General features: G+C 45.9%; 21 protein-coding genes. 2 read left to right on the top strand and 19 right to left on the bottom strand.

Annotation, left to right across the window (positions count from 1 at the left end):
* Positions 1 to 101: 101 nt before the first annotated feature.
* Positions 102 to 584: a nicotinamide-nucleotide amidase gene (gene pncC / locus R8N49_RS02345; RefSeq protein ID WP_017633544.1), complete on the bottom strand. Its 483-nt coding sequence runs from the start codon at positions 582 to 584 to the stop codon at positions 102 to 104.
* Positions 585 to 668: 84 nt separating this feature from the next.
* Between pncC and mutS the strand changes: the two genes are divergently transcribed.
* Positions 669 to 3,230, top strand: a complete 2,562-nt coding sequence (mutS, locus tag R8N49_RS02340) for a DNA mismatch repair protein MutS (protein ID WP_064354301.1) — start codon at positions 669 to 671, stop codon at positions 3,228 to 3,230.
* 82 nt (positions 3,231 to 3,312) lie between these two features.
* Here mutS and rpoS read toward each other — a convergent pair whose 3' ends face one another.
* The 13 genes from rpoS to rlmD all read right to left on the bottom strand — a co-directional run bounded on the left by rpoS (position 3,313) and on the right by rlmD (position 17,732).
* The gene (gene rpoS / locus R8N49_RS02335) at positions 3,313 to 4,299 is read right to left on the bottom strand and encodes an RNA polymerase sigma factor RpoS (RefSeq protein WP_005380887.1); all 987 of its coding nucleotides are present in this window, start codon (positions 4,297 to 4,299) and stop codon (positions 3,313 to 3,315) included.
* Positions 4,300 to 4,379: 80 nt separating this feature from the next.
* Positions 4,380 to 5,303, bottom strand: a complete 924-nt coding sequence (locus tag R8N49_RS02330; RefSeq protein ID WP_017633546.1) for a peptidoglycan DD-metalloendopeptidase family protein — start codon at positions 5,301 to 5,303, stop codon at positions 4,380 to 4,382.
* A gap of 13 nt (positions 5,304 to 5,316) precedes the next feature.
* A complete protein-coding gene (locus R8N49_RS02325) occupies positions 5,317 to 5,943 on the bottom strand; it encodes a protein-L-isoaspartate(D-aspartate) O-methyltransferase (RefSeq protein ID WP_005380892.1) in 627 nt (208 codons plus the stop codon).
* Entirely contained in the window at positions 5,943 to 6,719 is a 777-nt protein-coding gene (gene surE, locus R8N49_RS02320; protein WP_005380894.1) for a 5'/3'-nucleotidase SurE, read from the bottom strand. Before surE ends, R8N49_RS02325 begins: the two co-directional genes overlap by 1 nt.
* Positions 6,719 to 7,762, bottom strand: a complete 1,044-nt coding sequence (gene truD / locus R8N49_RS02315) for a tRNA pseudouridine(13) synthase TruD (protein WP_033907437.1) — start codon at positions 7,760 to 7,762, stop codon at positions 6,719 to 6,721. Before truD ends, surE begins: the two co-directional genes overlap by 1 nt.
* A 45-nt stretch (positions 7,763 to 7,807) precedes the next feature.
* The gene (gene ispF / locus R8N49_RS02310) at positions 7,808 to 8,284 is read right to left on the bottom strand and encodes a 2-C-methyl-D-erythritol 2,4-cyclodiphosphate synthase (RefSeq protein ID WP_005380896.1); all 477 of its coding nucleotides are present in this window, start codon (positions 8,282 to 8,284) and stop codon (positions 7,808 to 7,810) included.
* 14 nt (positions 8,285 to 8,298) lie between these two features.
* Positions 8,299 to 9,006 carry a 2-C-methyl-D-erythritol 4-phosphate cytidylyltransferase gene (gene ispD / locus R8N49_RS02305; RefSeq protein WP_054701898.1) on the bottom strand — a complete coding sequence of 236 codons (708 nt, stop codon included), beginning with the start codon at positions 9,004 to 9,006 and terminating at the stop codon, positions 8,299 to 8,301.
* Position 9,007: 1 nt separating this feature from the next.
* Complete coding sequence (gene ftsB, locus R8N49_RS02300; protein WP_005380907.1) at positions 9,008 to 9,289, bottom strand: cell division protein FtsB; 282 nt, start codon at positions 9,287 to 9,289, stop codon at positions 9,008 to 9,010.
* Positions 9,290 to 9,691: 402 nt separating this feature from the next.
* Positions 9,692 to 10,993 (bottom strand): phosphopyruvate hydratase, encoded by a 1,302-nt coding sequence (eno, locus tag R8N49_RS02295; RefSeq protein WP_005383785.1) that lies wholly within the window; start codon positions 10,991 to 10,993, stop codon positions 9,692 to 9,694.
* A gap of 78 nt (positions 10,994 to 11,071) precedes the next feature.
* Entirely contained in the window at positions 11,072 to 12,712 is a 1,641-nt protein-coding gene (locus tag R8N49_RS02290; RefSeq protein ID WP_021034029.1) for a CTP synthase, read from the bottom strand.
* Positions 12,713 to 12,916: 204 nt separating this feature from the next.
* A complete protein-coding gene (mazG, locus tag R8N49_RS02285) occupies positions 12,917 to 13,720 on the bottom strand; it encodes a nucleoside triphosphate pyrophosphohydrolase (protein WP_005383780.1) in 804 nt (267 codons plus the stop codon).
* 349 nt (positions 13,721 to 14,069) lie between these two features.
* The gene (gene relA / locus R8N49_RS02280) at positions 14,070 to 16,289 is read right to left on the bottom strand and encodes a GTP diphosphokinase (protein ID WP_005380915.1); all 2,220 of its coding nucleotides are present in this window, start codon (positions 16,287 to 16,289) and stop codon (positions 14,070 to 14,072) included.
* 123 nt (positions 16,290 to 16,412) lie between these two features.
* Entirely contained in the window at positions 16,413 to 17,732 is a 1,320-nt protein-coding gene (rlmD, locus tag R8N49_RS02275; RefSeq protein ID WP_186584657.1) for a 23S rRNA (uracil(1939)-C(5))-methyltransferase RlmD, read from the bottom strand.
* 192 nt (positions 17,733 to 17,924) lie between these two features.
* On the opposite strand from rlmD, the gene barA reads away from it, so the two are divergent.
* On the top strand, positions 17,925 to 20,723 hold the full coding sequence (barA, locus tag R8N49_RS02270; RefSeq protein WP_005383774.1) for a two-component sensor histidine kinase BarA: 2,799 nt from the start codon (positions 17,925 to 17,927) through the stop codon (positions 20,721 to 20,723).
* 69 nt (positions 20,724 to 20,792) lie between these two features.
* Here the strand turns inward: barA and acpS are convergent, their stop codons facing one another.
* From acpS to rnc, 5 genes are all read right to left on the bottom strand, one after another.
* Positions 20,793 to 21,173, bottom strand: coding sequence for a holo-ACP synthase (gene acpS, locus R8N49_RS02265; RefSeq protein ID WP_012841407.1), 381 nt, complete (start codon positions 21,171 to 21,173; stop codon positions 20,793 to 20,795).
* A 10-nt stretch (positions 21,174 to 21,183) separates the two neighbouring features.
* Positions 21,184 to 21,918 carry a pyridoxine 5'-phosphate synthase gene (pdxJ, locus tag R8N49_RS02260; RefSeq protein ID WP_005384579.1) on the bottom strand — a complete coding sequence of 245 codons (735 nt, stop codon included), beginning with the start codon at positions 21,916 to 21,918 and terminating at the stop codon, positions 21,184 to 21,186.
* Complete coding sequence (gene recO, locus R8N49_RS02255; protein ID WP_005384578.1) at positions 21,915 to 22,646, bottom strand: DNA repair protein RecO; 732 nt, start codon at positions 22,644 to 22,646, stop codon at positions 21,915 to 21,917. Before recO ends, pdxJ begins: the two co-directional genes overlap by 4 nt.
* A gap of 115 nt (positions 22,647 to 22,761) precedes the next feature.
* A complete protein-coding gene (gene era, locus R8N49_RS02250) occupies positions 22,762 to 23,724 on the bottom strand; it encodes a GTPase Era (protein WP_005380931.1) in 963 nt (320 codons plus the stop codon).
* Positions 23,717 to 24,394 carry a ribonuclease III gene (gene rnc / locus R8N49_RS02245; RefSeq protein ID WP_005380932.1) on the bottom strand — a complete coding sequence of 226 codons (678 nt, stop codon included), beginning with the start codon at positions 24,392 to 24,394 and terminating at the stop codon, positions 23,717 to 23,719. The genes era and rnc overlap by 8 nt, the downstream gene beginning before the upstream one ends.
* Positions 24,395 to 24,413 lie beyond the last annotated feature (19 nt).

The following is a 24,413-nucleotide window of genomic DNA, read 5'->3' as shown; positions in this document are numbered from 1 at the left end:
TTCATACAGTGTCCATACCTGTATGAAAAAAATTTGGCTGACCTAAAGTCGTGATTTGCTCTAGCCCTTATCAATGCTGGGCTAAAACAATTTAAGAAATTCTAGAGTAGATGTTGATACAATTGAGTCAGCGCATGCTCGACCGCTTTTTTGCGAACTTCTGCACGGTCACCAGTAAAATGCATGGTTTCGACTTGCTGCCAACTTTGGTTATCAGCAAAAGCAAAGCAGACCATGCCGACTGGTTTCTCTTCACTGCCACCACCCGGCCCTGCAATACCACTGATGGACACACCGATGGTCGCATTGGAGTTTTTAATTGCACCCTGCACCATTTCAATCACAACTGGCTCACTCACTGCACCATGCGCTTCTAACGTTGAAGCTTGCACACCAAGCATCTCCATTTTCGCTTCATTACTGTAGGTGACAAACGCACGGTCAAGCCACGCTGAACTACCAGCAATGTCAGTAATGGCGGTTGCAACACCACCACCAGTGCATGATTCTGCGGTCGTTAAAAGATGCCCGTGTTTAGCCAATAATGCGCCTAAATCGGCACTCAATTTTGTTGTTTTTTCCATAGCCAAAATGCCCTTTGTCTCTTTTTACTTGATAGGGATTCACGTATCCTAAGCCGCTACGGAAATAAACAAAAGAACTTACCTGTGAAAGCTGAACAAAAACACACTCCGATGATGCAGCAATACCTCAAGCTAAAAGCTGAGAACCCAGAGATTTTGCTGTTCTACCGCATGGGCGATTTCTACGAACTCTTTTACGATGATGCCAAGCGAGCTTCTCAGCTTCTTGATATTTCATTGACCAAACGTGGTGCGTCTGCAGGTGAACCTATCCCAATGGCGGGTGTGCCATTTCACGCCGTAGAGGGCTACCTGGCAAAACTTGTTCAGCTTGGTGAGTCTGTGGCGATCTGTGAACAGATTGGCGATCCGGCCACCAGCAAGGGCCCAGTAGAACGTAAAGTTGTGCGTATCGTGACACCAGGTACAGTGACGGATGAGGCGCTGCTTTCTGAGCGTGTCGATAACTTAATCGCAGCAATTTACCATCACAACGGTAAGTTCGGTTATGCGACGCTGGATGTCACCTCTGGTCGCTTCCAACTGACAGAACCAGAAACTGAAGAAGCGATGACAGCCGAGCTTCAACGTACCGCACCACGTGAGCTACTGTTCCCAGAAGATTTTGAACCTGTACATTTAATGGCGAGCCGCAATGGTAACCGTCGTCGCCCAGTCTGGGAGTTTGAGCTTGATACGGCTAAGCAACAACTCAATCAACAATTTGGCACAAAAGATCTGGTTGGTTTTGGTGTAGAACATGCGTCCTTAGGGTTATGTGCTGCTGGTTGTTTGATCCAGTACGTAAAAGATACTCAACGTACGGCTTTACCTCATATTCGCTCTTTAACGTTTGATCATCAGGATCAATCCGTCATCCTTGATGCTGCTACCCGACGTAATCTGGAAATTACTCAAAATCTAGCAGGCGGAACCGATAACACGCTCGCTGCAGTACTCGACCATTGTGCAACTCCGATGGGCAGCCGAATGCTGAAGCGTTGGTTGCATCAGCCTATGCGTTGCATTGAAACGTTAAACAATCGCCTTGATGCGATTGGTGAGATTAAAGAACAAGCTCTGTTTGCTGATCTTCAACCAACGTTAAAGCAAATTGGTGATATTGAACGTATCTTAGCGCGCCTTGCATTACGCTCTGCTCGCCCTCGCGATATGGCTAGACTTCGCAATGCCATGCAACAGCTACCAGAGCTAGAATCTGTCACCGCTTCTTTGACCCATCCGTACCTAACGAAATTGGCGAAGTATGCAGCTCCGATTGACGAAGTATGTGACCTGTTAGAGCGCGCGATTAAAGAAAATCCGCCGGTTGTTATTCGTGATGGTGGCGTCATCGCTGAAGGCTACAATGCGGAGCTCGATGAATGGCGAAAATTGGCAGACGGTGCAACAGAATATCTTGAGCAGCTTGAGCGAGATGAGCGTGAACGACACGGTATCGATACGCTTAAAGTAGGCTACAACAACGTTCATGGCTTCTTTATCCAAGTAAGCCGTGGCCAGAGCCATTTGGTTCCACCGCATTATGTACGTCGCCAAACACTCAAAAACGCTGAACGCTACATCATCCCAGAGCTTAAGGAACACGAAGACAAAGTACTTAACTCGAAATCTAAAGCGTTAGCACTTGAGAAACAGTTGTGGGAAGAACTGTTTGATCTATTGATGCCAAACCTTGAGAAGCTGCAAAACCTAGCTTCTGCCCTGTCTCAACTGGATGTATTACAAAACCTAGCAGAGCGTGCAGATTCGTTAGATTACTGCCGCCCAACGCTTGTGAAAGACGCAGGAATTCACATTCAAGCTGGTCGTCATCCAGTCGTAGAACAAGTAACAACAGAGCCGTTCATCGCGAACCCAATTGAGCTTAACCCAGCCCGTAAGATGTTGATCATCACCGGTCCAAACATGGGTGGTAAATCAACCTACATGCGTCAAACTGCGCTGATTGCATTGATGGCACATATCGGCTCTTATGTACCGGCAGAATCCGCACAGATTGGTTCTTTAGATCGTATATTTACTCGTATTGGTGCGTCAGATGATCTTGCATCTGGCCGCTCGACCTTCATGGTAGAAATGACCGAAACAGCCAATATTCTTCACAACGCAACTAAGAACAGTTTGGTGCTAATGGATGAAATCGGACGCGGTACTAGTACTTACGACGGTCTCTCTTTAGCTTGGGCAAGTGCGGAATGGCTCGCAACACAAATTGGTGCGATGACCCTATTTGCAACTCACTACTTCGAATTAACAGAGTTACCGAACCAACTGCCAAGCTTAGCGAACGTTCACTTGGATGCCGTAGAACATGGAGACAGCATTGCCTTTATGCACGCAGTTCAAGAAGGTGCGGCAAGTAAGTCTTACGGCTTGGCTGTTGCGGGCTTAGCTGGCGTACCAAAAACGGTCATCAAAAATGCGCGTAACAAGCTATCTCAGCTAGAGCAACTGGGGCAAAACAGTGACACACCGCGTCCAAGTGCAGTAGATGTGGCTAACCAGTTGAGCCTGATTCCAGAGCCTAGCGAGGTCGAACAAGCTCTGTCAGGTATTGATCCTGACGACTTAACGCCACGCCAAGCTCTTGAAGAGCTGTATCGCTTGAAAAGGATGCTGTAAATAGACTCACACCAAGGAGCAAAAAAGAAAAAAGGCTATGGGGAACCATAGCCTTTTGCGTATCTAGTGGAATACGGATTATTTAATCGTCTTCTACGTTAAACAAGTTTTCCATATTCAAACCTTGTTTGATTAGGACTTCACGAAGACGACGCAAACCTTCCACTTGTATTTGACGTACTCGCTCACGTGTCAGGCCAATCTCTCGACCAACTTCTTCCAGCGTCGAAGGCTCGTAGCCTAGTAGGCCGAAGCGACGTGCAAGCACTTCTTTCTGTTTCGGATTCAACTCTTCTAACCAATGAATCAACGATGATTTGATGTCGTCATCTTGAGTCGAAACTTCTGGATCAGAGTTGTTTGCATCAGGAATAATATCCAGCAGCGCTTTCTCACCGTCACCACCGATTGGCGTGTCGACAGAGCTAATACGCTCATTAAGGCGTAACATTTTGCTTACGTCTTCGACTGGAATATCTAATTGAGCAGCAATTTCTTCTGCGGTCGGTTCGTGATCGAGCTTTTGAGAAAGTTCACGCGCAGTACGCAGATAAATGTTCAGCTCTTTCACTACGTGGATAGGTAGACGGATCGTGCGAGTTTGGTTCATCAACGCTCGCTCTATCGTTTGTCGGATCCACCACGTTGCGTAAGTAGAGAAACGGAAACCACGTTCTGGGTCGAATTTTTCGACCGCTCGGATCAAGCCGAGGTTACCTTCTTCAATCAGATCGAGTAGTGCTAGACCACGGTTACTGTATCGACGAGAAATCTTAACAACCAAACGTAGGTTACTTTCGATCATACGTTTGCGTGCCGCTTCGTCGCCACGTAGGGCGCGTCTTGCGTAAAGCACTTCTTCTTCGGCAGTAAGTAAAGGTGAGAAGCCAATTTCGCCCAAATACAACTGAGTTGCATCTAAGCTTTTACTGCTCGCGTCAAATTCTTCACGCGCAGTCGCTTTGCTTTCTGTGGATGATGATCTTTCGAGTTCGTTATCAATGGTCTTCACTGACGCATTGTCAAATGCAAACTCTTCAACTTTGGTTACTGTGTTGCTGATACTCATAACGCCTCCCCCTGGCGAGTTAGCAAGACATGACAACTCAATATGTCGCTAAATGATGTCGCAAGTTGTTTTTCAAAGTTTTAAGGCAAATAGCGTTTTGGATTCACTGATTTACCTTGATAGCGAATTTCAAAGTGTAGTTTGACCGACTTTGCACCTGAACTACCCATGGTGGCGATTTTTTGTCCGCTTTTTACGCTTTGTCCTTCTGTGACCAGCAGTTTGTCATTATGTGCGTATGCGCTTAAATAATTGTCGTTATGCTTTACTATAATTAAGTTGCCATAACCTCGTAGCGCATTGCCTGAATAAACGACTGTGCCGGCTGCGGTTGAAACGATAGGTTGACCACGCTGTCCTGCGATGTCGATACCTTTATTTCCCTGTTCTCCCGCCGAAAAGTTCTTGATTACTCTCCCTTTTGTTGGCCACAACCACTTTGAGACTTTATCACTCTTTGCTGTGGTAGTTGGCGCTTTTTGCTTCACTTTTTGGTTATCTTTTGAACCAACATACTCCTTTGTTTTCGATTGTTCAACCTTCTTTGGAGGCTGTTTTTGTACGACTTTAGGCTTAGTCTCTGTAGGTTTTTGACTAGAGTTTTTACTCGAAGGTTTAGGTTTAGAGGCTGTTGATGTTTTCGTCACTGGAGCTGGGGGGGTCGTAACAACAGGAGCCACAACGGGTTCAACTTTTTGACCATATTTAGGGGCGACATATTTCGGAGCCCAAAGTTTTAGCCTCTGTCCTGGGTAGATAGTGTAAGGCTGAGTTAACTCATTGTAACGAACAAGATCATTTACATCTTTATCTGTGACATAAGCTATGAAGTAAAGCGTATCGCCTTTTTTTACCTCATAATAACTCCCTCTGTAACTCCCTCTTTCAAGGCTTGAATAGTCTTTTTTTAGGCTAGAGACAGGTGCAGGGGAATGCGCTGCACAACCAACTAGTCCTGCAGCAAACACAAAGCTAATACCAATATGACGTAGTAACTTATTCACCTATCCCTAACCCTTAAGCTAAATCACCCGCAACCAGAGGTACGAACCGAACCATTTCTACAACGGTAGAGAGATATTCGTCTCCCTTACGCTCTATTTTTAATAACTGTTGCTCCGTATCTCCAACAGGAATGACCATTTTGCCGCCATCTCTTAATTGTGAGAGAAGAGCTTGGGGAATCACTTCAGCGGCAGCGGTAACAATGATAGCATCGAAAGGACCTCGCGCTTCCCAGCCCTGCCACCCATCAGCATGCTTAGTTGAAACATTGTAGATATCCAATTGCTTCAGGCGACGCTTTGCTTCCCATTGCAACGATTTAATTCGCTCAACGGAGTATACATGATCAACAATTTGCGCCAGTACCGCGGTTTGATAACCCGATCCCGTTCCGATTTCCAGAACACGACTCGCCGGCTCTAGCTCAAGCAACTCGGTCATACGAGCAACGATATAAGGCTGAGAAATAGTTTGTCCCTGACCAATTGGTAACGCATTGTTATCATAGGCTTGGTGCATCATCGCTTGAGAAACAAAGCTTTCTCGTGGCAAGCGTTGGATAGCATCCAGAACTCTTTGGTCTTTGATGCCACTGGAGATAAGAAACGCTATCAACCTGTCAGCATGTGGGTTACTCATTACTTCTCTTCCTTTAACCAACTATCCATAGCACGCAGCGACTCGTGAGCGGTGAGATCAACTTGCAGAGGCGTCATTGAAACTCGGCCATGCTCAATTGCATAAAAGTCCGTGCCCTCTCCTGCATCTTGCTCCTTTCCTGGTGGCCCTAACCAATAAATGTCATGGCCTCTCGGATCTTTCTGCTTGATCATATTCTCTGCGTGATGACGTGCACCTAAACGCGTAACTTCAATTTCACCTAAATTCTCTGATGGTAAGTCAGGCACGTTTACGTTCAGTAGACGATTCGTTGGAATCGGCGACGCTAAATGCTGTTGTACAATTTGACGTGCAATTTTAGCGGCGGATTCGAAATGTCGCTTACCCACTAGTGAAAAAGCCACCGACTGAACGCCAAGGAAATGACCTTCCATGGCGGCTGCTACTGTTCCAGAATAAAGAACATCATCACCCAAATTAGCGCCATGGTTGATTCCTGACAGAACAAGATCAGGCAAATCATCTTTCATTAGCTCATTCAGCGCGAAATGCACACAATCCGTGGGCGTGCCTTGCACTGAGTAGATATTTGGGGCAATTTCAGTCACGCGTAATGGTTGTTCTAATGTGAGTGAATTCGAAGCACCTGAACGATTTCGATCAGGTGCGACAATGGTCACTTCGGCGATATCTCTCAACTCATCAGCGAGGGCATGAATCCCTTGTGCATGAACACCATCATCATTGCTGATTAAGACTCTTAAGGGCTTCGGGTTTCGTGAATCCTGTTCCATTAGTATTCTCTTTCTACTTCAACCTCATTAACTAACTCACGAACAATAGAGGTCGCAAAAGATCCCGCATCCAGTGAGAAAGTCAGCGTAATGTTGTTACCTTCAACCGTCCAAGCTAAATCTTTTGGCTTCAGCGCAATATCGCGACGATCGTGGCGCATGCGATTACCACGAATCAGCGCCATGAGGTCAGGCTCTTCGTCTAAAAACGGTTGCTCTAATGCCAGAGCCTCGGCTTGAGTAGGCAGTGCATTATCGCCAGCAAGCGCAGCGGTAATTGCCGCTTCACCTTGTGCAAATTGTACTTGCAAATCAGTGATGTTGTTTGCATCAATCAACTGAGTGCCAGAATTCGTCTGTGCAATGTCACCATCAATGAACTTATCAAACACACCATTCTCTAGACGAGCTGAAACGATGCGGTTGAAAATCCACGAACGAGCCGCTGATAAATACATGCTTCGCTTGTTTTGATTGCGGGTACGAACGTTTTCGCGTCCCCATCGACGTGCTTCTTCAAGGTTGTTGCCATCGTTACCAAAACGCTGACTACCAAAGTAGTTTGGCACGCCAACTTGTTTCACTTTTTCAAGACGTTGCTCTACATCCGCTATATCTGTCACTTCAGACAAAGTAACCACGAACTCGTTCCCTACTAGGTCACCAGGACGCAGTTTTTTATTGTGACGATCTGTTGCAAGGATTTCGATACTTGGGTATTGAGCCAAAAACGCTGAAAAATCTGGCGTTTCACCTTTTGGTAAATGGACACTTAACCACTGTTCCGTCACCGCATGACGGTCTTTAAGACCCGCCCAGCTAACGTCTTTCGACTTAACACCACAGGCTTTTGCTAACTCGTTAGCAACGAAGCTGGTGTTCTCACCCGTTTTACGGATACGAACCATTAAGTGCTCGCCTTCGCCCGTAAAGGCAAAACCTAAATCTTCGCGAACCTGAAAATGCTCTGGCTGCGCTTTAATTTTTGCCGATGCAACTGGCTTACCCGTTAGGTAAGCCAATGAAGATAAAATGTCTGACATGATGTGTTTCCGCTGATATCACAGCTTAGAGGAGCAAATTGCTAGTTATTGCTTAAACAGAAGTACAACGGCTTCCGTTGCTATGCCTTCTTTGCGTCCAGTAAAACCGAGACGTTCTGTCGTCGTCGCTTTTACGTTAATGTTACTAATGTCGGTTTCTAGGTCTTCGGCTATCGCCGCACACATTGCGTCAATGTGTGGTGCCATTTTAGGCGCTTGTGCCATGATGGTTACATCAGCATTGCCAAGACGGTAGCCTTGCTCTTTAACTCGACGGTAAACGTCTTTCAGTAATTCACGACTGTTTGCGCCTTTCCATTTATCATCCGTATCTGGGAAATGACGACCAATATCGCCGGCAGCAATCGCGCCCAGCAGAGCATCCGTTAACGCATGCAACGCTACATCGCCATCTGAGTGAGCAATCAAACCTTGCTCATAAGGGATTGCTACACCACCAATAATGACTGGGCCTTCACCACCGAATTTATGTACATCGAAACCATGACCAATTCGAATCATTTTCTATCCTTTCTTTATTCGCCGCGCTCACGGCTTAGATAAAACTCGGCTAACGCAAGATCTTCTGGCTGAGTGATTTTTATATTGTTCGCATTCCCTTGAACTAAGGCTGGCTTCTCGCCTAACCATTCCAAAGCCGAGGCTTCATCAGTAATGGTTACACCCTGTTCTAATGCGTCAGCCAGTGCTTGAGTAAGCTGCTGAGTTTTAAACATTTGTGGAGTCAGTGCATGCCACAATGCTTCTCTATCTACCGTATGATCGATATCTTGCACTGCGTTTGCTCGCTTCATTGTATCTCTCACAGGAGATGCGAGAATGCCACCCGTTGAGTGGGCGCAGCAAACATCAATCAAACGGTCAATGTCGGATGTTAATACACATGGCCTTGCAGCGTCGTGAACTAATACCCACTCGCTTTCCAGATGCTCATTGACATAGTTTAGCCCTGATAACACAGAGTCTGCTCTTTCTTTACCACCAGCTACACGAATCACATCTGGGTGCTTAGCAACGGACAATTCTGGGTAATATGGGTCGCCGTCAGTAACGGCAACGACAACCTTAGAAATATTTGGGTGAGAAAGCAGTTTCTCTACGGTATGTTCCAGTACCGCTTTACCTTCGATCAATAAATATTGCTTAGGGCGATCTGCCTTCATTCTGCTACCCACACCAGCAGCAGGCACAATTGCGATATGCGATGAGTTCATATCCAACATTTTAATGGTTTTCCTCACCTATAATGCGGTAAAAAGTCTCGCCATCTTTAACTAAACCGAGCTCATGACGCGCACGTTCTTCAATCGCATCAAGACCTTGCCTTAAGTCATCAATCTCAGCGAACATTTCATTGTTGCGAGCTTGTAGCTTGCTGTTCACTTGTTGCTGAACTTCAATTTCATCTTTTACTGTGTAGTAGTCAGACACTCCGTTTTTACCAAACCATAGAGTGTATTGAAGCAAGCCAAACAGTAGCGTAAGGGCTATAACAAAGATTCGCATATCGCTGCTAACATTCTGTACCGGAAGGAATTAGATAAGGTGACATATATAGCATAAATGCGAGGTTGCCTCTAGGGGAGAAAGGGAGACTCACACGCTCCTTACAAGAAATAAGCAGCAAAATGAAACAAGCTCATAGGAAGCGCTCCTTACCCATGACCAAAGTAAGAGCCAAAAATACAAACTTATAAATACAAAAAAACCGCCGTAGCGATGGTTTCAAAAAGCTATTTAGCGAAACTTTACTCAATAAGAATTAAGCTTGACCTTTAACTTCTTTAAGACCGCTTCCTTGAAACATGGAGGAGCGCGCTCACTTAGCGCTTCCGTCATATAAAAAACGCCCCGCAAGTGCGAGGCGTTTTCAAAAGCTTTAAGTTAAGCGGTTAATTCAATTAAGAATTAAGCTTGACCTTTAACTTCTTTAAGACCGTTGAAAGGAGCGCGCTCACCTAGAGCTTCCTCGATACGGATTAGCTGGTTGTACTTAGCAACACGGTCAGAACGGCTCATAGAACCAGTTTTGATTTGACCTGCAGCTGTACCTACCGCTAGGTCAGCGATAGTTGCATCTTCAGTTTCGCCAGAACGGTGAGAGATTACTGCTGTGTAACCTGCGTCTTTAGCCATCTTGATTGCAGCTAGAGTCTCAGTTAGAGAACCGATTTGGTTGAACTTGATAAGGATAGAGTTAGCTACGCCTTTCTCGATACCTTCAGCAAGGATCTTAGTGTTAGTAACGAATAGATCGTCACCTACTAGTTGAAGCTTGTCACCTAGTAGTTCAGTTTGGTGCTTGAAGCCATCCCAGTCAGACTCGTCTAGACCGTCTTCGATAGAAACGATTGGGAATTGGTTAGCTAGCTCAGCTAGGTAGTGGTTGAACTCTTCAGAAGTGAAAGTTTTACCTTCGCCTTTCATGTTGTAGATGCCAGCTTCTTTGTCGAAGAACTCAGATGCAGCACAGTCCATAGCTAGAGTTACGTCTTTACCTAGTTCGTAACCAGCAGCTGCAACAGCTTCTGCGATAACTTCTAGAGCTTCAGCGTTAGATTTAAGGTTAGGAGCGAAACCACCTTCATCACCAACTGCAGTGCTGTAGCCTTTAGACTTAAGAACTTTAGCTAGGTTGTGGAATACTTCTGCACCGATACGTAGACCTTCTTTAAGAGTCTTAGCGCCAACTGGTTGGATCATGAACTCTTGGATGTCAACGTTGTTGTCTGCGTGCTCACCACCGTTGATGATGTTCATCATTGGTAGAGGCATAGAGAACTGACCTGCAGTGCCGTTTAGCTCAGCGATGTGCTCGTATAGAGGCATGCCTTTCGCAGCAGCAGCAGCTTTAGCGTTTGCTAGAGAAACAGCTAGGATAGCGTTAGCACCGAATTTAGATTTGTTTTCAGTGCCGTCTAGTTCGATCATTACTGCGTCGATTGCAGCTTGGTCTTTAGCGTCTTTGCCAACTAGAGCTTCAGCGATTGGGCCGTTTACAGCTTCAACTGCTTTAAGAACACCTTTACCTAGGAAACGTGCTTTGTCACCGTCACGTAGCTCAAGAGCTTCGCGAGAACCAGTAGATGCGCCAGATGGAGCTGCCGCCATACCTACGAAACCGCCTTCTAGGTGTACTTCAGCTTCTACAGTTGGGTTACCACGTGAGTCGATGATTTCACGACCTAGAACTTTAACGATCTTAGACATTAATGTTTCCTCTCGTTTCAAATATAAATGTCAATCTTAAAGGGCAGCAGCACAACCTTCGCCGCCGCCCGTATCCTTTTACTTCTCGAATTCGCCGCGTGCGTTTTGGCCCGCAGCCTTAACAAAACCTGCAAACAATGGATGTCCATCGCGAGGAGTCGAGGTGAATTCTGGGTGGAACTGAGCCGCTACAAACCATGGGTGAGCTGGGTTCTCAATCATTTCCACTAGCTTCTTGTCCGCAGATAGACCTGATACTTTTAGGCCTGCTTTTTCGATTTGCGGACGAAGCACGTTATTCACTTCGTAACGGTGACGGTGACGTTCATGGATCGTCGCGCTACCGTACAGTTCACGAGCTTTAGTCCCTTTCTCTAGGTGACACAGCTGTGAACCAAGACGCATCGTACCGCCTAGGTCAGACTTTTCAGTACGCTCTTCTACGCTACCTGATTCGTCTACCCACTCTGTGATCAAACCTACCACAGGGTACTTAGTCTCTTTGTTAAATTCTGTTGAATGTGCACCTTCCATACCCGCAACGTTACGCGCGTATTCGATTAGTGCAACTTGCATACCCAAACAAATACCTAGGTAAGGCACGTTATTTTCACGTGCATATTGAGCCGCACGGATCTTGCCTTCAATACCACGATCGCCGAAGCCACCTGGTACTAGGATTGCGTCCAAACCTTCTAGAAGTTCAACGCCTTTTGTTTCGATATCTTGTGAGTCTACATACTTAATTGTGACGCTTAGGCGGTTTTTCAAGCCAGCGTGTTTAAGCGCTTCGTTCACAGATTTGTATGCATCTGGTAATTCAATGTATTTACCAACCATACCGATGGTTACTTCACCAGTAGGATTTGCTTCTTCGTAGATAACCTGTTCCCATTCAGAAAGGTCTGCTTCAGGAGCAGTAATACCAAAGCGAGCACACACAAGGTCATCTAGCCCTTGAGATTTAATCAACTGAGGGATCTTGTAGATAGAGTCTACATCCTTCATTGAAATTACTGCTTTTTCTGGAACATTACAGAACAGTGCGATTTTTTTACGCTCATTCGCAGGAATAACGCGATCGCTACGGCAAACTAGGATGTCTGGCTGAATACCGATAGATAGAAGTTCTTTTACTGAGTGTTGCGTCGGCTTAGTTTTCACTTCGCCCGCTGCCGCTAGGTAAGGAACAAGTGTTAGGTGCATGAACATTGCGCGCTCACGGCCTAGCTCAACAGCTAGCTGACGAATCGCTTCCATAAATGGTAGTGATTCGATATCACCAACAGTACCGCCAACTTCAACGATAGCCACATCATGGCCTTCAGAACCTGCAATAACGCGATCTTTGATTGCGTTAGTGATATGAGGGATAACTTGAATAGTTGCGCCTAGGTAGTCACCACGACGTTCTTTACGAAGTACGTCGGCATAAACACGACCTGCAGTGAAGTTGTTACGCTTGGTCATCTTGGTACGGATGAAACGCTCGTAGTGACCAAGGTCAAGGTCAGTCTCTGCGCCATCTTCTGTAACGAACACTTCACCGTGCTGAGTAGGGCTCATTGTGCCCGGGTCAACGTTGATGTAAGGGTCAAGCTTCATCATAGTCACTTTAAGACCACGAGCTTCTAGAATAGCCGCAAGAGATGCTGCTGCAATACCTTTACCTAGAGAGGATACAACCCCGCCAGTAACAAAAATGTAATTTGTCGTCATGTTTAACCTGAAATTGGTTGAATGAGGGAAATGGAGTGCTTCTGGACGGGAGATAAATATACCAGAAGCTCCTTACCGCCACAACGTGAAATCTATCACACCGTAATTTTTTATTTTTTGCTTCAAATCAAAGTGAGCAAAGACAACCCAAAGTCCGTTTCGTGTAACCAAACAAGCTGACCTTATATTATGTATTCTGCCAGTTTACCTCTGCCTCGATTCTTCTTGTTTTACTTCATCCCAAAAATGGTCAAGTTCTGATAAAGAACAATCTGTAAGTACTTTGCCTGACTGCTGGACCTTGCCTTCAACTTGTTTAAAACGTCGCGCAAACTTTACGTTTGCTTTTCCTAGCGCGACTTCTGGGTTTTTATCAAGGTGGCGAGCCAAATTGACAGTCGCAAATAGCAAATCACCGAGCTCCAACTCAACTTTCTCTTCATCGGGCTGAACTTGCAGTGCCTCTTCCATGACTTCGTCAATTTCTTCTCGTACTTTATCGACAACCGGGCCAAGTGAATCCCAATCAAACCCAAATTTTGCACATTTTTTCTGAATTTTTGTAGCACGAGAAAGTGCCGGTAAAGAGTTTGGTATTGAGTCTAGGATACTTTCTTCCGCTTTGCCTACTAGGGCTTTTTCTTTTGCTTTTTCCGCTTCCCAGTTCGCGTTAATTTCCTCGTCAGATTCAAACTCAACATCTGAAAAAACATGCGGGTGGCGACGAGTCAGTTTTTCGTTCACGGTTTCGACGACATCCGAAAAGTCGAACAGCTCTTGCTCTTTCGCTAGCTGACTGTAAAAAATCACCTGAAACAACAAATCCCCTAGCTCTTCTTTTAGATTGGGCCAATCTCGATTTTGAATCGCGTCCACCACCTCGTAGGTTTCTTCTATTGTATGCGGAACGATGGTGTCAAAGGTTTGTTTTAAGTCCCAAGGGCAACCGTTTTCGGGGTCACGCAGCTTCGCCATGATTTGTTCTAACTGTTCAATTGGATGACTCATTTTTTGTTCCTTTAAACCTTTCTATTAAAGAAAAAGGTGAGCAGCCAAAACCACTCACCTTCTACATTATATTTTCTCAGCAGCTTTCACTAAGTAATTGTTACTTTGACAAGGCAACAAGTTTTCGCGACTCCTGAGCATAGCCTACTATGTGATGCCCCTGAGCCGGCACGTCGGAATAAGTGCAGCTAACGCAGATAAAAAGCCAAATATGACGCAAGTGTAACTCTGTAAATAGTTGAAGTTGTAGCTAGGCGACAAACAAACGAGACTCCTGAGCATGGTTCACCATGTGATGGAGCGAGTGCGTGCAGTCAACAACGCTACAACGATAACTATGACGAGAGTTTTAGCCGAGGCGTTTCACCGTCATGACATCCTTGATCTGTTCCACACGTTTCGAAACCCGCGAAAGCACCTCAATATTGGTGACTTCTAGGTCAAAGTCCATGATGGCAAGTTGACGTCTGTAGTCGACTCGGTTCTTCATACTGGTCACTTTGATCTTTTCGTTGGCGAACAGTGTCGTAATGTCTTTGAGTAGACCACCTCGCTCCATCGCTTCAACACGCACGGTGAGGATGTATGACCCCACAAAGCCGCTGCCCCAGACTGTATCGATGATGCGCTCTGGCGCATGATGGCGCAGTTCTTCTAGCTGTTCACAGTCACTACGGTGTACTGAAATCCCACGACCTTGCGTTATGTAACCAGAGATATCGTCACCTGGAATTGGCTGACAGCAACGTGCTAGATGTGTCATTAGGTTATCGACGCCTTCTACTACAACTGCGTCTTTTTTCGGTCGGCTTTGCGCGGGTGATTTATGCTCAGCTTCTTGCAGTTTTTCCAGTGCTTGCTGATCTTCTTCCTCTGCCGTTGGCTTGTTAACTAACGCGTTGATATGGTTAATTATTTGGTTGATACGCAAATCACCGCTACCTACACCAACATACAATTCATCTGGTGTTTTGACGTTAAACCGCTTGAGGGCGTAATGCTCTGCATCTTTTAACGTTGCGCCAATTTTGGCTAACTCATGCTCAAGGATTTCACGACCTGCTTCAAGGTTCTTCTCACGGCTTTGTTTTCGGAACCAGGCGTTAATTTTGGCACGCGCACGACCAGAATGAACGAAGCCTAATGATGGGTTTAACCAGTCACGTGATGGGTTAGGTTCTTTCTGAGTGATAATCTCGACTTGGTCACCCATATGTAATTTATGCGTGAACGGCACAATACGACCTCCGACTTTGGCACCGATACAACGGTGTCCCACTTCGGAGTGAATGTGATAGGCAAAATCTAGCGGCGTTGCCCCCATTGGCAAATCGACAACATCACCACGTGGTGTAAAGGCATAAACACGGTCATCAAAGACTTGGCTACGCAGCTCATCGAGCATTTCGCCAGAGTCAGACATTTCTTCTTGCCAATCCAATAGCTTACGCAGCCACGTAATCTTCTCATCATAACCGCTTCGGCTGCTTGCCCCTTCTTTATATTTCCAGTGCGCTGCAACCCCCAGTTCCGACTCTTCATGCATTTGCTTGGTACGAATCTGGATCTCGATGGTTTTGCCTTCTGGCCCTAGAATTACTGTATGGATCGATTGATAACCGTTTGGTTTAGGGTTAGCAACGTAGTCATCAAACTCGCTCGGTAGATGCTTGTATTTGGTGTGAACTACGCCTAAAGCCGCGTAACAGTCTTGCAGTTTGTCTGCGATGATACGTACTGCTCGAACATCAAACAGCTCATCGAATGCCAAACTCTTCTTCTGCATTTTTCGCCAAATGCTGTAGATGTGCTTAGGTCGACCACTCACTTCGGCATTGATGCCCGACACTTCCATTTCGTGCGTGAGGTCTTCAACAAAGTCTTTGATGTACTGTTCACGAACGATGCGTCGCTCAGAAAGCTGCTTGGCAATTTGTTTGTAAGTTTCCGGCTGTTGGTAGCGGAAAGCGTAATCTTCAATTTCCCATTTCAGCTGACCGATGCCTAATCGGTTTGCTAGCGGCGCATAGATGTTGGCACACTCTTTTGCCGCCGCACGTCGAACTTCATCAGGCGCTTTTTTAACTTCAATAAGGTTACAAATTCGCTCCGCAAGCTTGATAACCACGCAGCGGAAGTCATCCACCATGGCAAGCAGCATGCGGCGTACGTTATCTACCTGAGATGACGCTGCACTGCCTTCCATGTTGACGTTGAGTTGGCCAATAGCAGCCATTTCTTCAACGCCGTCGATTAATTTTATGATTTCTTTGCTGTATTTCTCTTCCAGAATTTCTCTGTTAAAAGCACCACTTGAAACCAAAGGAAACAGTTGAGCAGCCACTAAAGTGGCTTGATCCATAGACAAGGTGATCAAAATTTCGATCATTTCTCGTCCACGCCACAACAACAGCTCCGCTTGCTCGTTATCAGCTAATACCGTCTGGCAATCTCGATATACTTCGATTAAGCGTGAGGCTGTGTTTTTCTCTTGTCCTAGGCTAGCCACCCAGTTTTCGAGTTCAAACTGTTCATCTTGGTTTAAATGCGCGCTTCTTACCGCAACCATCTCATCATCCTAATTATTATATTCGTGTGGTTTGACTAACACCGTCCAGGTTAGTTCTTTTTACCGCGCGTACACGCTGGCTTTATGACCACCCACCACAAATAAGGGGTCAAAGTCCTAAAGTTAGGACTTTTCAAACAATGCCATCGATTCTAGATGACTGGTATGAGGGAACATGTCCAGCATACCTAATTTCGTTAATTTATAGCCTTGCTCTATCAAGCTTTGACTATCCCTAGCAAGGGTAGCAGGATTACAAGAAACATAAACTACACGCTGTGCGCCAAGCTCAGAAACTTGATCGATGATCCCACTCGCTCCCGCGCGTGCTGGGTCTAATAATACTTTATCAAACCGCTCTGCGGCCCAGGCTTGGCCTTCAAAATCTTGCTCAAGGTTAGCGTGATAAAATTGCGCGTTATTGATTTGGTTCAAAGATGCATTGTTTGTGGCTTTTTCTACCATCTCTGCAACACCCTCTACTCCAACCACGTACTTAGCTAATTTCGCAACTGGTAAACTAAAGTTGCCTAAGCCACAGAACAAATCTAACACTCGGTCACTCTTTTGTGGGTCTAACCACTCAACCGCTTGTTTGACCATTTGTTGGTTTACACCTTGGTTTACTTGAATAAAGTTATTTGGTGCAAAAGGGATTTTCACTCCAACTTCTTGATAAAAAGGCATATCGCCTTCGATAAGGTCTAATTGTTCTGTCGATGGCATTAAGTACAACGATGCGCCATGACGTTTTGCCAACTCCGTTAGAGATTGAGTTTCACTCGTTGTCAGAGCGCTCAAGTGGCGCAGCGTAATACACGGACCATTATCACCAAGTACCAGCTCTACATGACCCAATTGTTCCGGCTTTTTGAACGCTTTTAGGGCTGAGTAAATCTCTGGCAGCAAAACATTCAGTTCCGGTGCCAGCACTGGGCAATCGGTCACTTGCGCAATTTGCTTACTCTGCTTTTTACGGAAACCAAAATGTAGCTGACGTGTTTTTTTATCAACAAACAAGCTCACTCTCGCACGGCGACGGTAGGCCTGCGAATATCCCAATAACGGGGCATCTAGTTCAATGTCACTGCCTGAAAATTTTCGCATTAGCTGACGCAACGTTTGCTGTTTGTACGTCAATTGTTGGTCATAATCTAGATGCTGCAAATCACAGCCACCGCACTCATTATAATGTGGGCAAAATGGCTCCACACGAGCTTCACTCGGCTTAAGGATTTTAATCAACTTACCGCGAGCGTATTTGCTCTTTTCTTCCACCAATTGAGTGACCACCTCCTCACCCGGCAGTGCTCCATCAATAAACAATGGCTTCTTTTTGAGGTAAGCAATGCCTGCGCCGTGGTGATCTAAACGCTCTACTTGCACTGCTTGGTGCCGAGTATTGAGTTGGGTTTTCTTTTTCGGTTGAAAGATGCGTGCCATGCTCTATGCCTGATTTATGTGTAATTGCTCTTCGGCTTCACTATTCTTGATTGCAGCCGTTGTGTGATTCGAGTGACTTGATTATGCTTACCGTTTATTCGGTGACGTCACTTCTTTGCTCAAGGCTTTATCGTGCGCTTGAGAAATAATGCGTTATTTTCCCATATCCAGACTCCGATGTAATTAGATAACATGACCAGATATGGCTTACGAGCACGTGTAATTACACTAACTCTCGCTCCCACTCTCATTATTGGTTTATTACTGAGCGGCTTTTTCTCATTTAACCGCTACCAAGACCTTGAGAAACAAGTTATCACCACTGGTAACAGCATTATTGAGCCGCTGGCGATTGCCAGTGAAACTCATCTACTATCAGAAAGCCGAGAGGCGGTACGTCGCTTGATAAGCTACGCGCACCGTAAAAACTCCAAACTGGTTCGTAGTATCGCGGTATTTGATGAACATCATGAGCTCTTTGTAACCTCTAACTTTCATCCTAATTTTGAAGCCTTGATGTTTCCCAAAGATAAACCGATCCCGCAACTGGGTAATTCGGAAATCTACGAAAACTCACTGATATTGCGTGTCCCCATTTTGTCAGAAGGTCACTACTTAGCGGAGTTGTCGAACGAAAGCCAAGGCACAAAAGCGATTGGTTACATCGCCGTCGAGTTAGATCTCTCCTCCTTGAGGCTGCAACAGTATCAAGAAGTCTTCTCTGCGTTTTTAGTTCTGGTTCTCGGTCTTGGCTTAGCAAGTGTGTTTGCTTCACGTCTAATGCACGATGTGACCCAACCTATCACCCACATGAAGAATGTCGTTGACCGCATTCGCCGCGGTCATCTGGATGTGCGTATCGAAGGCAAAATGCACGGGGAGTTAGACCAGCTAAAAAATGGCATCAACGCCATGGCGGTATCGTTATCAGAATATCACGTGGAGATGCAGCACAGTATAGACCAAGCCACGTCCGACTTACGTGAAACGCTTGAGCAGCTAGAAATTCAGAACGTTGAGCTGGATATCGCGAAGAAACGCGCGCAAGAAGCGGCCAGGGTTAAGTCAGAGTTCTTGGCAAACATGTCGCACGAGCTGCGTACTCCGCTCAATGGGGTGATTGGCTTTACTCGTCAAATGCTTAAAACGCAGCTTTCTAACAGCCAAACGGATTACCTACAGACGATTGAGAAATCGGCGAACAACCTGCTGAATATCATCAATGACATTCTCGACTTCTCGAAACTTGAAGCGGGTAAGCTGGCGCTGGAAAACATTCCTTTTGATTTCCGAGAAAGTTTAGAAGAGGTAATTAACCTACAAGCCACAAGTGCACATGAGAAAGGGTTAGAAATCACCCTAAAAGTGGACCCTAAAATTCCACCGGGTTTAGTTGGGGATCCACTACGTATTCAGCAAATTTTGACGAACTTAGTCGGTAACTCAATCAAGTTTACCGAGCGAGGCAACATTGATGTTAGCGTAGAAATGCGCTCTCAATCAGGAGACTCCGTCGAACTGCAATTCATGGTGCGTGATACCGGTATTGGTATCTCTGAGCGTCAGCAAGCGCAGTTGTTCCAAGCCTTTAGCCAAGCAGATGCAAGTATTTCACGTCGTTACGGCGGTACTGGCCTTGGTCTGGTCATCACTCAGAAACTGGTGAGCCAGATGGGCGGCGAAATCAGTTTAACCAGCCGTCTACACCAAGGTTCAACCTTCTGGTTTACGGTGCGCTTGCACTCAACCGAGATGCCAATGAGCGAACTGATTGAAGTGGAACTTCTGACTGGGAAGCAGTTACTGCTGATTGAACCAAACATGCAAGCCGCATCCGTAACCCAACAGATTCTGAGTCAGGAGGGTATTTTAGTAACATACCGCTCTTCGCTACCAAACAACGAAGAACAATATGATTATGTATTGTTGAATTTAGCGGCCAACCAGACTCACGATGCGGAAGTTATTACACCTTGGATAGAACAAGCGAAACGTATGGCTCCGAGTGTTCTTCTAGGGACACCGAGTACCGAATTGGCGCTTGCGGACCAAATAATGACAGAGCATCACGTCCAGTGCCTGACGAAGCCATTGTCTCGCCGTAAGTTGCTACAAAGCCTGATTAGCGAACATGTAGAATCGCCACCTGTATTAAGCGCTCCAATTACGCCAAGCGAAGGGGACCGTTTACCTCTGACTGTACTAGCAGTGGATGACAACCCTGCAAACTTGAAGCTGATCTCTGCACTGCTCCGCGAACGAGTAGAAACCGTCACCGCCTGTAGCAATGGCCAGCAAGCGGTGAACCTGGCGACAGAGAAAAAGTACGATTTAATCTTTATGGATATCCAAATGCCACAAATGGATGGGGTGACCGCTTGTAAGCACATTAAAGAGTTGGAGTTAAATAAAGACACGCCAGTGATTGCTGTAACGGCGCATGCCATGGCAGGGGAACGAGACCGCTTGCTCTCAGCAGGAATGGATGACTACTTGACCAAACCTATTGAAGAGCATGTGCTGCAACAGGTTTTGGTTCACTGGAACCCAAATGCTTGTACAGAGAGCATTGGCAAAGTCGCCCCTTCATACGTTGATGAACCTGAAGGAAGCGCACCACAACCCGTTTCTTCGCCTCAGCAGGATGTGATTATTGATTGGCAAGCAGCCTTAAAACAGAGCGCGAATAAAGAGGATCTCGCTAAAGACATGCTGCGCATGTTGATTGAGTTCATCCCTGAAGTAGAAGCAGTCGTTGACCAAGCTCTGGAGCAAGAAGATATCTCCCGTGATGACCTAATTCATGTCATCCATAAGCTGCACGGCAGTAGTTCATATTGTGGCGTTCCAAGACTGAAGTCACTCTGTGCGACGCTTGAGCAAGCACTGCGCTCAGGGGTCAGTCTTGAGGAAGTTGAGCCTGAAATGTTCGAGCTGCAAGATGAAATGATTAAAGTAACAACAACCGCAAAGTTATACCTTGAACAGTGATCTATTGAAGAGAAACAAAAGCCAGAGCAAATGCTCTGGCTTTTTAGTATTTTGTTTAAGACTTACAAGCTAGGATTCAAAAATAACCGTCGCCACAGCGTAATGACGCTCATCGGAAATGGACAGGTGAATGTGGTTAACGCCCATCGCATCCGCTATTTGCTTGGCTGTGCCCGTCAATGCGAGCACTGGTTTTCCAAGCGCATCGTTCGAGATGGAAAAATCGTGAAACGTGACCCCTTTTGCTATCCCCGTTCCCAATGCTTTTGAGGCCGCTTCTTTGACTGCAAAGCGCTTAGCAAGATAACGACCTTGCAGCTTAAGCTGTGAGAATTTGGCCATTTCTTCTTCTGAAAGAATCCGCTGAGCAAAAGGTTCACCACTACGAGCTAACGCTTTTTCAATACGCTCAATTTCTGCAATGTCGGTCCCTAACCCTATAATCGCCATCTAGATAGCCCTATGACTGGCGAGCCTCAATCATCAGTGCTTTCATGTCAGCAACCGCTTTATTTAAACCATCAAATACTGCGCGACCAATGATTGAGTGACCAATGTTAAGTTCGTAAATTTCTGGTAATGCAGCAATTGGTGCGACATTGTGATAAGTCAGGCCATGCCCGGCATTAACAATAATACCTAGATCATGTGCATAACTCGCACCAGCGGCAATCTTCTTCAGTTCAGCTTGTTGTTCGTCTTCTGTCGTCGCATCTGCATAATGGCCAGTATGTAGCTCAATAAACGGAGCGCCACACTTTTTCGCAGCTTCAATCTGTTGACGGTCAGCATCAATAAAGAGCGAAACTTTAATGCCTGCATCTGTCAGCTTTTTCGTCGCAGCTTTAATTTTTTCAAGCTGCCCTACAACATCTAAGCCACCTTCCGTCGTCAGTTCTTCACGCTTTTCAGGCACTAGACACACAAACTCTGGTTTAGTTTGCAGCGCAATCTCAACCATTTCGTCCGTCACTGCCATCTCTAGATTCATACGCGTTTGAATGGTTTCACGCAGAATACGTACATCACGATCCAAAATATGGCGACGGTCTTCACGTAAGTGGATAGTGATACCGTCCGCGCCTGCACGCTCTGCAATTTCAGCAGCGTGAACAGGATCTGGGTATTTTGTACCACGTGCATTACGTAGAGTGGCAATATGGTCGATATTGACGCCTAAATAAATTGAGCTCATTTTCCGTTACTCCGTGCTCTGGGGGTCTGAATGAAAAATTCACGACTTTTTAAAGGTTTGCCGCCAAGATACGGCTTTAAGGCTATACGTGTAAAGCGTTTTGCCGCTTTTAGCTGCTCTTTAGTGACGAACCGCCGCTCACTGATAGCAATCAGTTCATTCCCTAAAAACGTGAGGTTATCGCGCCTAACCGAAGCAATAAACCCTTTCTGTTCCCGGTAACGATAGGTCATTTCTGGGTCGACGGGCTCGCCGGTACCTGCACAATGCAAAAAATCCACGCCATACCCCATAGCAGACAGCAAGGCTAACTCAAAACGACGCAGTGCAGGCTCAGGGTTCTCGTTGTGCGCCAACTCGGTTAACGCATGCAAATAATCATGAAATAGTGCTGGCATCGGCACTTCAGCCATCAAAATACGGCCAATCAGTTCATTGACGTACATGGCTGAGTAGAGATTAATGCCCGTTAACGGCAAACCTAGACTTATCGGCTCGGCTTGACGCAAAGTTTTCATCGAGCCTTTCCCCGACCATTTAAGTAATAGCGGGGTAAAAGGTTGCAATGCGCCTTTTAAGTTCGAACGCTTACTGCGCGCGCCTTTGGCCATTAAAGTCATTCGGCCATATTCCTCACTAAATACATCAAGGATTAAGCTCGATTCACTGTAAGGGCGTCGGTGCAATACAAAACAGCGCTGTAAACCTTCGGAAGACAGATTACTCATCTAAGTCATTGTGCCTAAAAAGTGTGAAATAAAAAATAAGGAGCCGAGCGGCTCCTTATTTTAATCGATACTGATTTTTCATCGATGTTGGAGCGAAGCACCTTCGCAGCCAAGATTATAAATCGTCTATATAACCCAACGAACGCAACGCTCGTTCGTCGTCTGCCCAGCCAGATTTCACTTTTACCCAGGTTTCTAGGTAAACTTTACGACCGAACAATTCTTCCATATCCAAACGCGCTTCGCGACCAATGGTTTTAATCTTCTCGCCGCCTTTGCCAATCACCATTTTCTTCTGACCATTACGCTCAACAAGAATCAAGGCATTGATGTGGAAACCGTCGGTTTCGGGGTTGTAATCAAAACGTTCAATTTCAACCGTTACTGAGTATGGCAGCTCTTCACCAGTAAAGCGCATCAGCTTTTCACGCACAATCTCAGACGCCATAAAACGCTGAGAACGGTCAGTCACGTATTCTTCTGGGAAGTGATGCGTTGCTTTAGGTAAGTGATTACGCACGTGCTTACGCAGTACGTCAATGTTCTTACCTTGCTTGGCAGAGATTGGCACAACATCCACGAAGTCCATCTTCTTCGACATCTCCGCCATGTGTAGCATCACGTCGTTACGATCTTGTACGTTGTCGACTTTGTTTACACAAAGCACAACTGGGAAGTTCGATTTTTGAAGTTTGGTCAGCACCATCTCATCGTCTTTAGTCCAATGCGTACCATCGACTAAGAAGAACACAAGGTTTACATCACTCAATGACGAGTTAGCTGCACGGTTCATCAAACGGTTGATCGCACGCTTTTCTTCAATGTGAAGTCCAGGCGTGTCGACGTAAATCGCTTGGTAATCGCCGTCCGTATCCACACCCATAATACGGTGGCGTGTCGTTTGCGGCTTACGAGAGGTGATCGAAATCTTCTGACCCAAAATCTTGTTCAAAAGTGTCGACTTACCTACGTTTGGACGACCAACAATAGCAATAAAGCCACAGTGTTGGTTTTCTGGCGAGCTTGGCTCACCTTGTGATGCGAAAAACGCATCGATATCGAATTCGTTATCAGCCATTTGTTAATTGCTCAAGTGCTGTTTCAGCAGCCGCTTGTTCTGCCTTGCGGCGGCTGGTGCCTTTACCGATTACAGGCTTATCCACACCTGCTACTTCGCACTCAACCGTGAACTCTTGGTTGTGCGCTTCACCTTTAATATTAGTCACTGTGTAGACAGGCAGCGGTTTTCTTCTGCCTTGTAGGAACTCTTGTAGGCGAGTTTTCGGATCTTTCTGTGAAACGCCTGGTTTAATGGCTTCAAGGCGTGACTGATACCAACTCAGTACAATGCCTCGCACAACTTCAAGATCACTGTCTAGGTAAATTGCGCCAATAATGGCTTCAACCGCATCGGCTAAAATAGAGTCTCGGCGAAAACCGCCACTCTTCAATTCACCTGGACCTAATTTTAAATAATCTCCTAGATCGAATTCACGACCCAGTTCCGCCAATGTATGTCCGCGAACCAAAGTAGCACGCATGCGGCTCATGTCACCTTCGTTCACTTTTGGGAAACGATGGTACAGATCATCAGCGATGACAAAACTTAAAATTGAATCGCCCAGAAACTCAAGACGTTCATTGTGCTTACTGTTGGCGCTGCGGTGCGTCAGCGCCAAATTGATAAGCCCGGCATCTTGAAACTGGTAGCCGAGCTTTCTCTCTAGTTTATCAATTGGAGAATTCATACTCTCTCGATATTTGAAT

Source organism: Vibrio sp. 1978 (genome assembly GCF_033344345.1).
This window is presented reverse-complemented; position numbering and strand designations above follow the sequence as displayed.

Bases quoted from the DNA above. Each gene is read 5' to 3' on its own strand.
- rnc (WP_005380932.1), bottom strand. From the start codon at position 24,394: ATGAATTCTCCAATTGATAAACTAGAGAGAAAGCTCGGCTACCAGTTT.
- acpS (WP_012841407.1), bottom strand. From the start codon at position 21,173: ATGGCGATTATAGGGTTAGGGACCGACATTGCAGAAATTGAGCGTATT.
- R8N49_RS02290 (WP_021034029.1), bottom strand. From the start codon at position 12,712: ATGACGACAAATTACATTTTTGTTACTGGCGGGGTTGTATCCTCTCTA.
- R8N49_RS02325 (WP_005380892.1), bottom strand. From the start codon at position 5,943: ATGAGTAACCCACATGCTGACAGGTTGATAGCGTTTCTTATCTCCAGT.
- pncC (WP_017633544.1), bottom strand. From the start codon at position 584: ATGGAAAAAACAACAAAATTGAGTGCCGATTTAGGCGCATTATTGGCT.
- barA (WP_005383774.1), top strand. From the start codon at position 17,925: ATGACCAGATATGGCTTACGAGCACGTGTAATTACACTAACTCTCGCT.
- pdxJ (WP_005384579.1), bottom strand. From the start codon at position 21,918: ATGAGCTCAATTTATTTAGGCGTCAATATCGACCATATTGCCACTCTA.
- ftsB (WP_005380907.1), bottom strand. From the start codon at position 9,289: ATGCGAATCTTTGTTATAGCCCTTACGCTACTGTTTGGCTTGCTTCAA.
- ispD (WP_054701898.1), bottom strand. From the start codon at position 9,006: ATGTTGGATATGAACTCATCGCATATCGCAATTGTGCCTGCTGCTGGT.
- rpoS (WP_005380887.1), bottom strand. From the start codon at position 4,299: ATGAGTATCAGCAACACAGTAACCAAAGTTGAAGAGTTTGCATTTGAC.
- era (WP_005380931.1), bottom strand. From the start codon at position 23,724: ATGGCTGATAACGAATTCGATATCGATGCGTTTTTCGCATCACAAGGT.
- relA (WP_005380915.1), bottom strand. From the start codon at position 16,289: ATGGTTGCGGTAAGAAGCGCGCATTTAAACCAAGATGAACAGTTTGAA.
- recO (WP_005384578.1), bottom strand. From the start codon at position 22,646: ATGAGTAATCTGTCTTCCGAAGGTTTACAGCGCTGTTTTGTATTGCAC.
- truD (WP_033907437.1), bottom strand. From the start codon at position 7,762: ATGTCAGACATTTTATCTTCATTGGCTTACCTAACGGGTAAGCCAGTT.
- eno (WP_005383785.1), bottom strand. From the start codon at position 10,993: ATGTCTAAGATCGTTAAAGTTCTAGGTCGTGAAATCATCGACTCACGT.
- rlmD (WP_186584657.1), bottom strand. From the start codon at position 17,732: ATGGCACGCATCTTTCAACCGAAAAAGAAAACCCAACTCAATACTCGG.
- surE (WP_005380894.1), bottom strand. From the start codon at position 6,719: ATGGAACAGGATTCACGAAACCCGAAGCCCTTAAGAGTCTTAATCAGC.
- mazG (WP_005383780.1), bottom strand. From the start codon at position 13,720: ATGAGTCATCCAATTGAACAGTTAGAACAAATCATGGCGAAGCTGCGT.
- ispF (WP_005380896.1), bottom strand. From the start codon at position 8,284: ATGATTCGAATTGGTCATGGTTTCGATGTACATAAATTCGGTGGTGAA.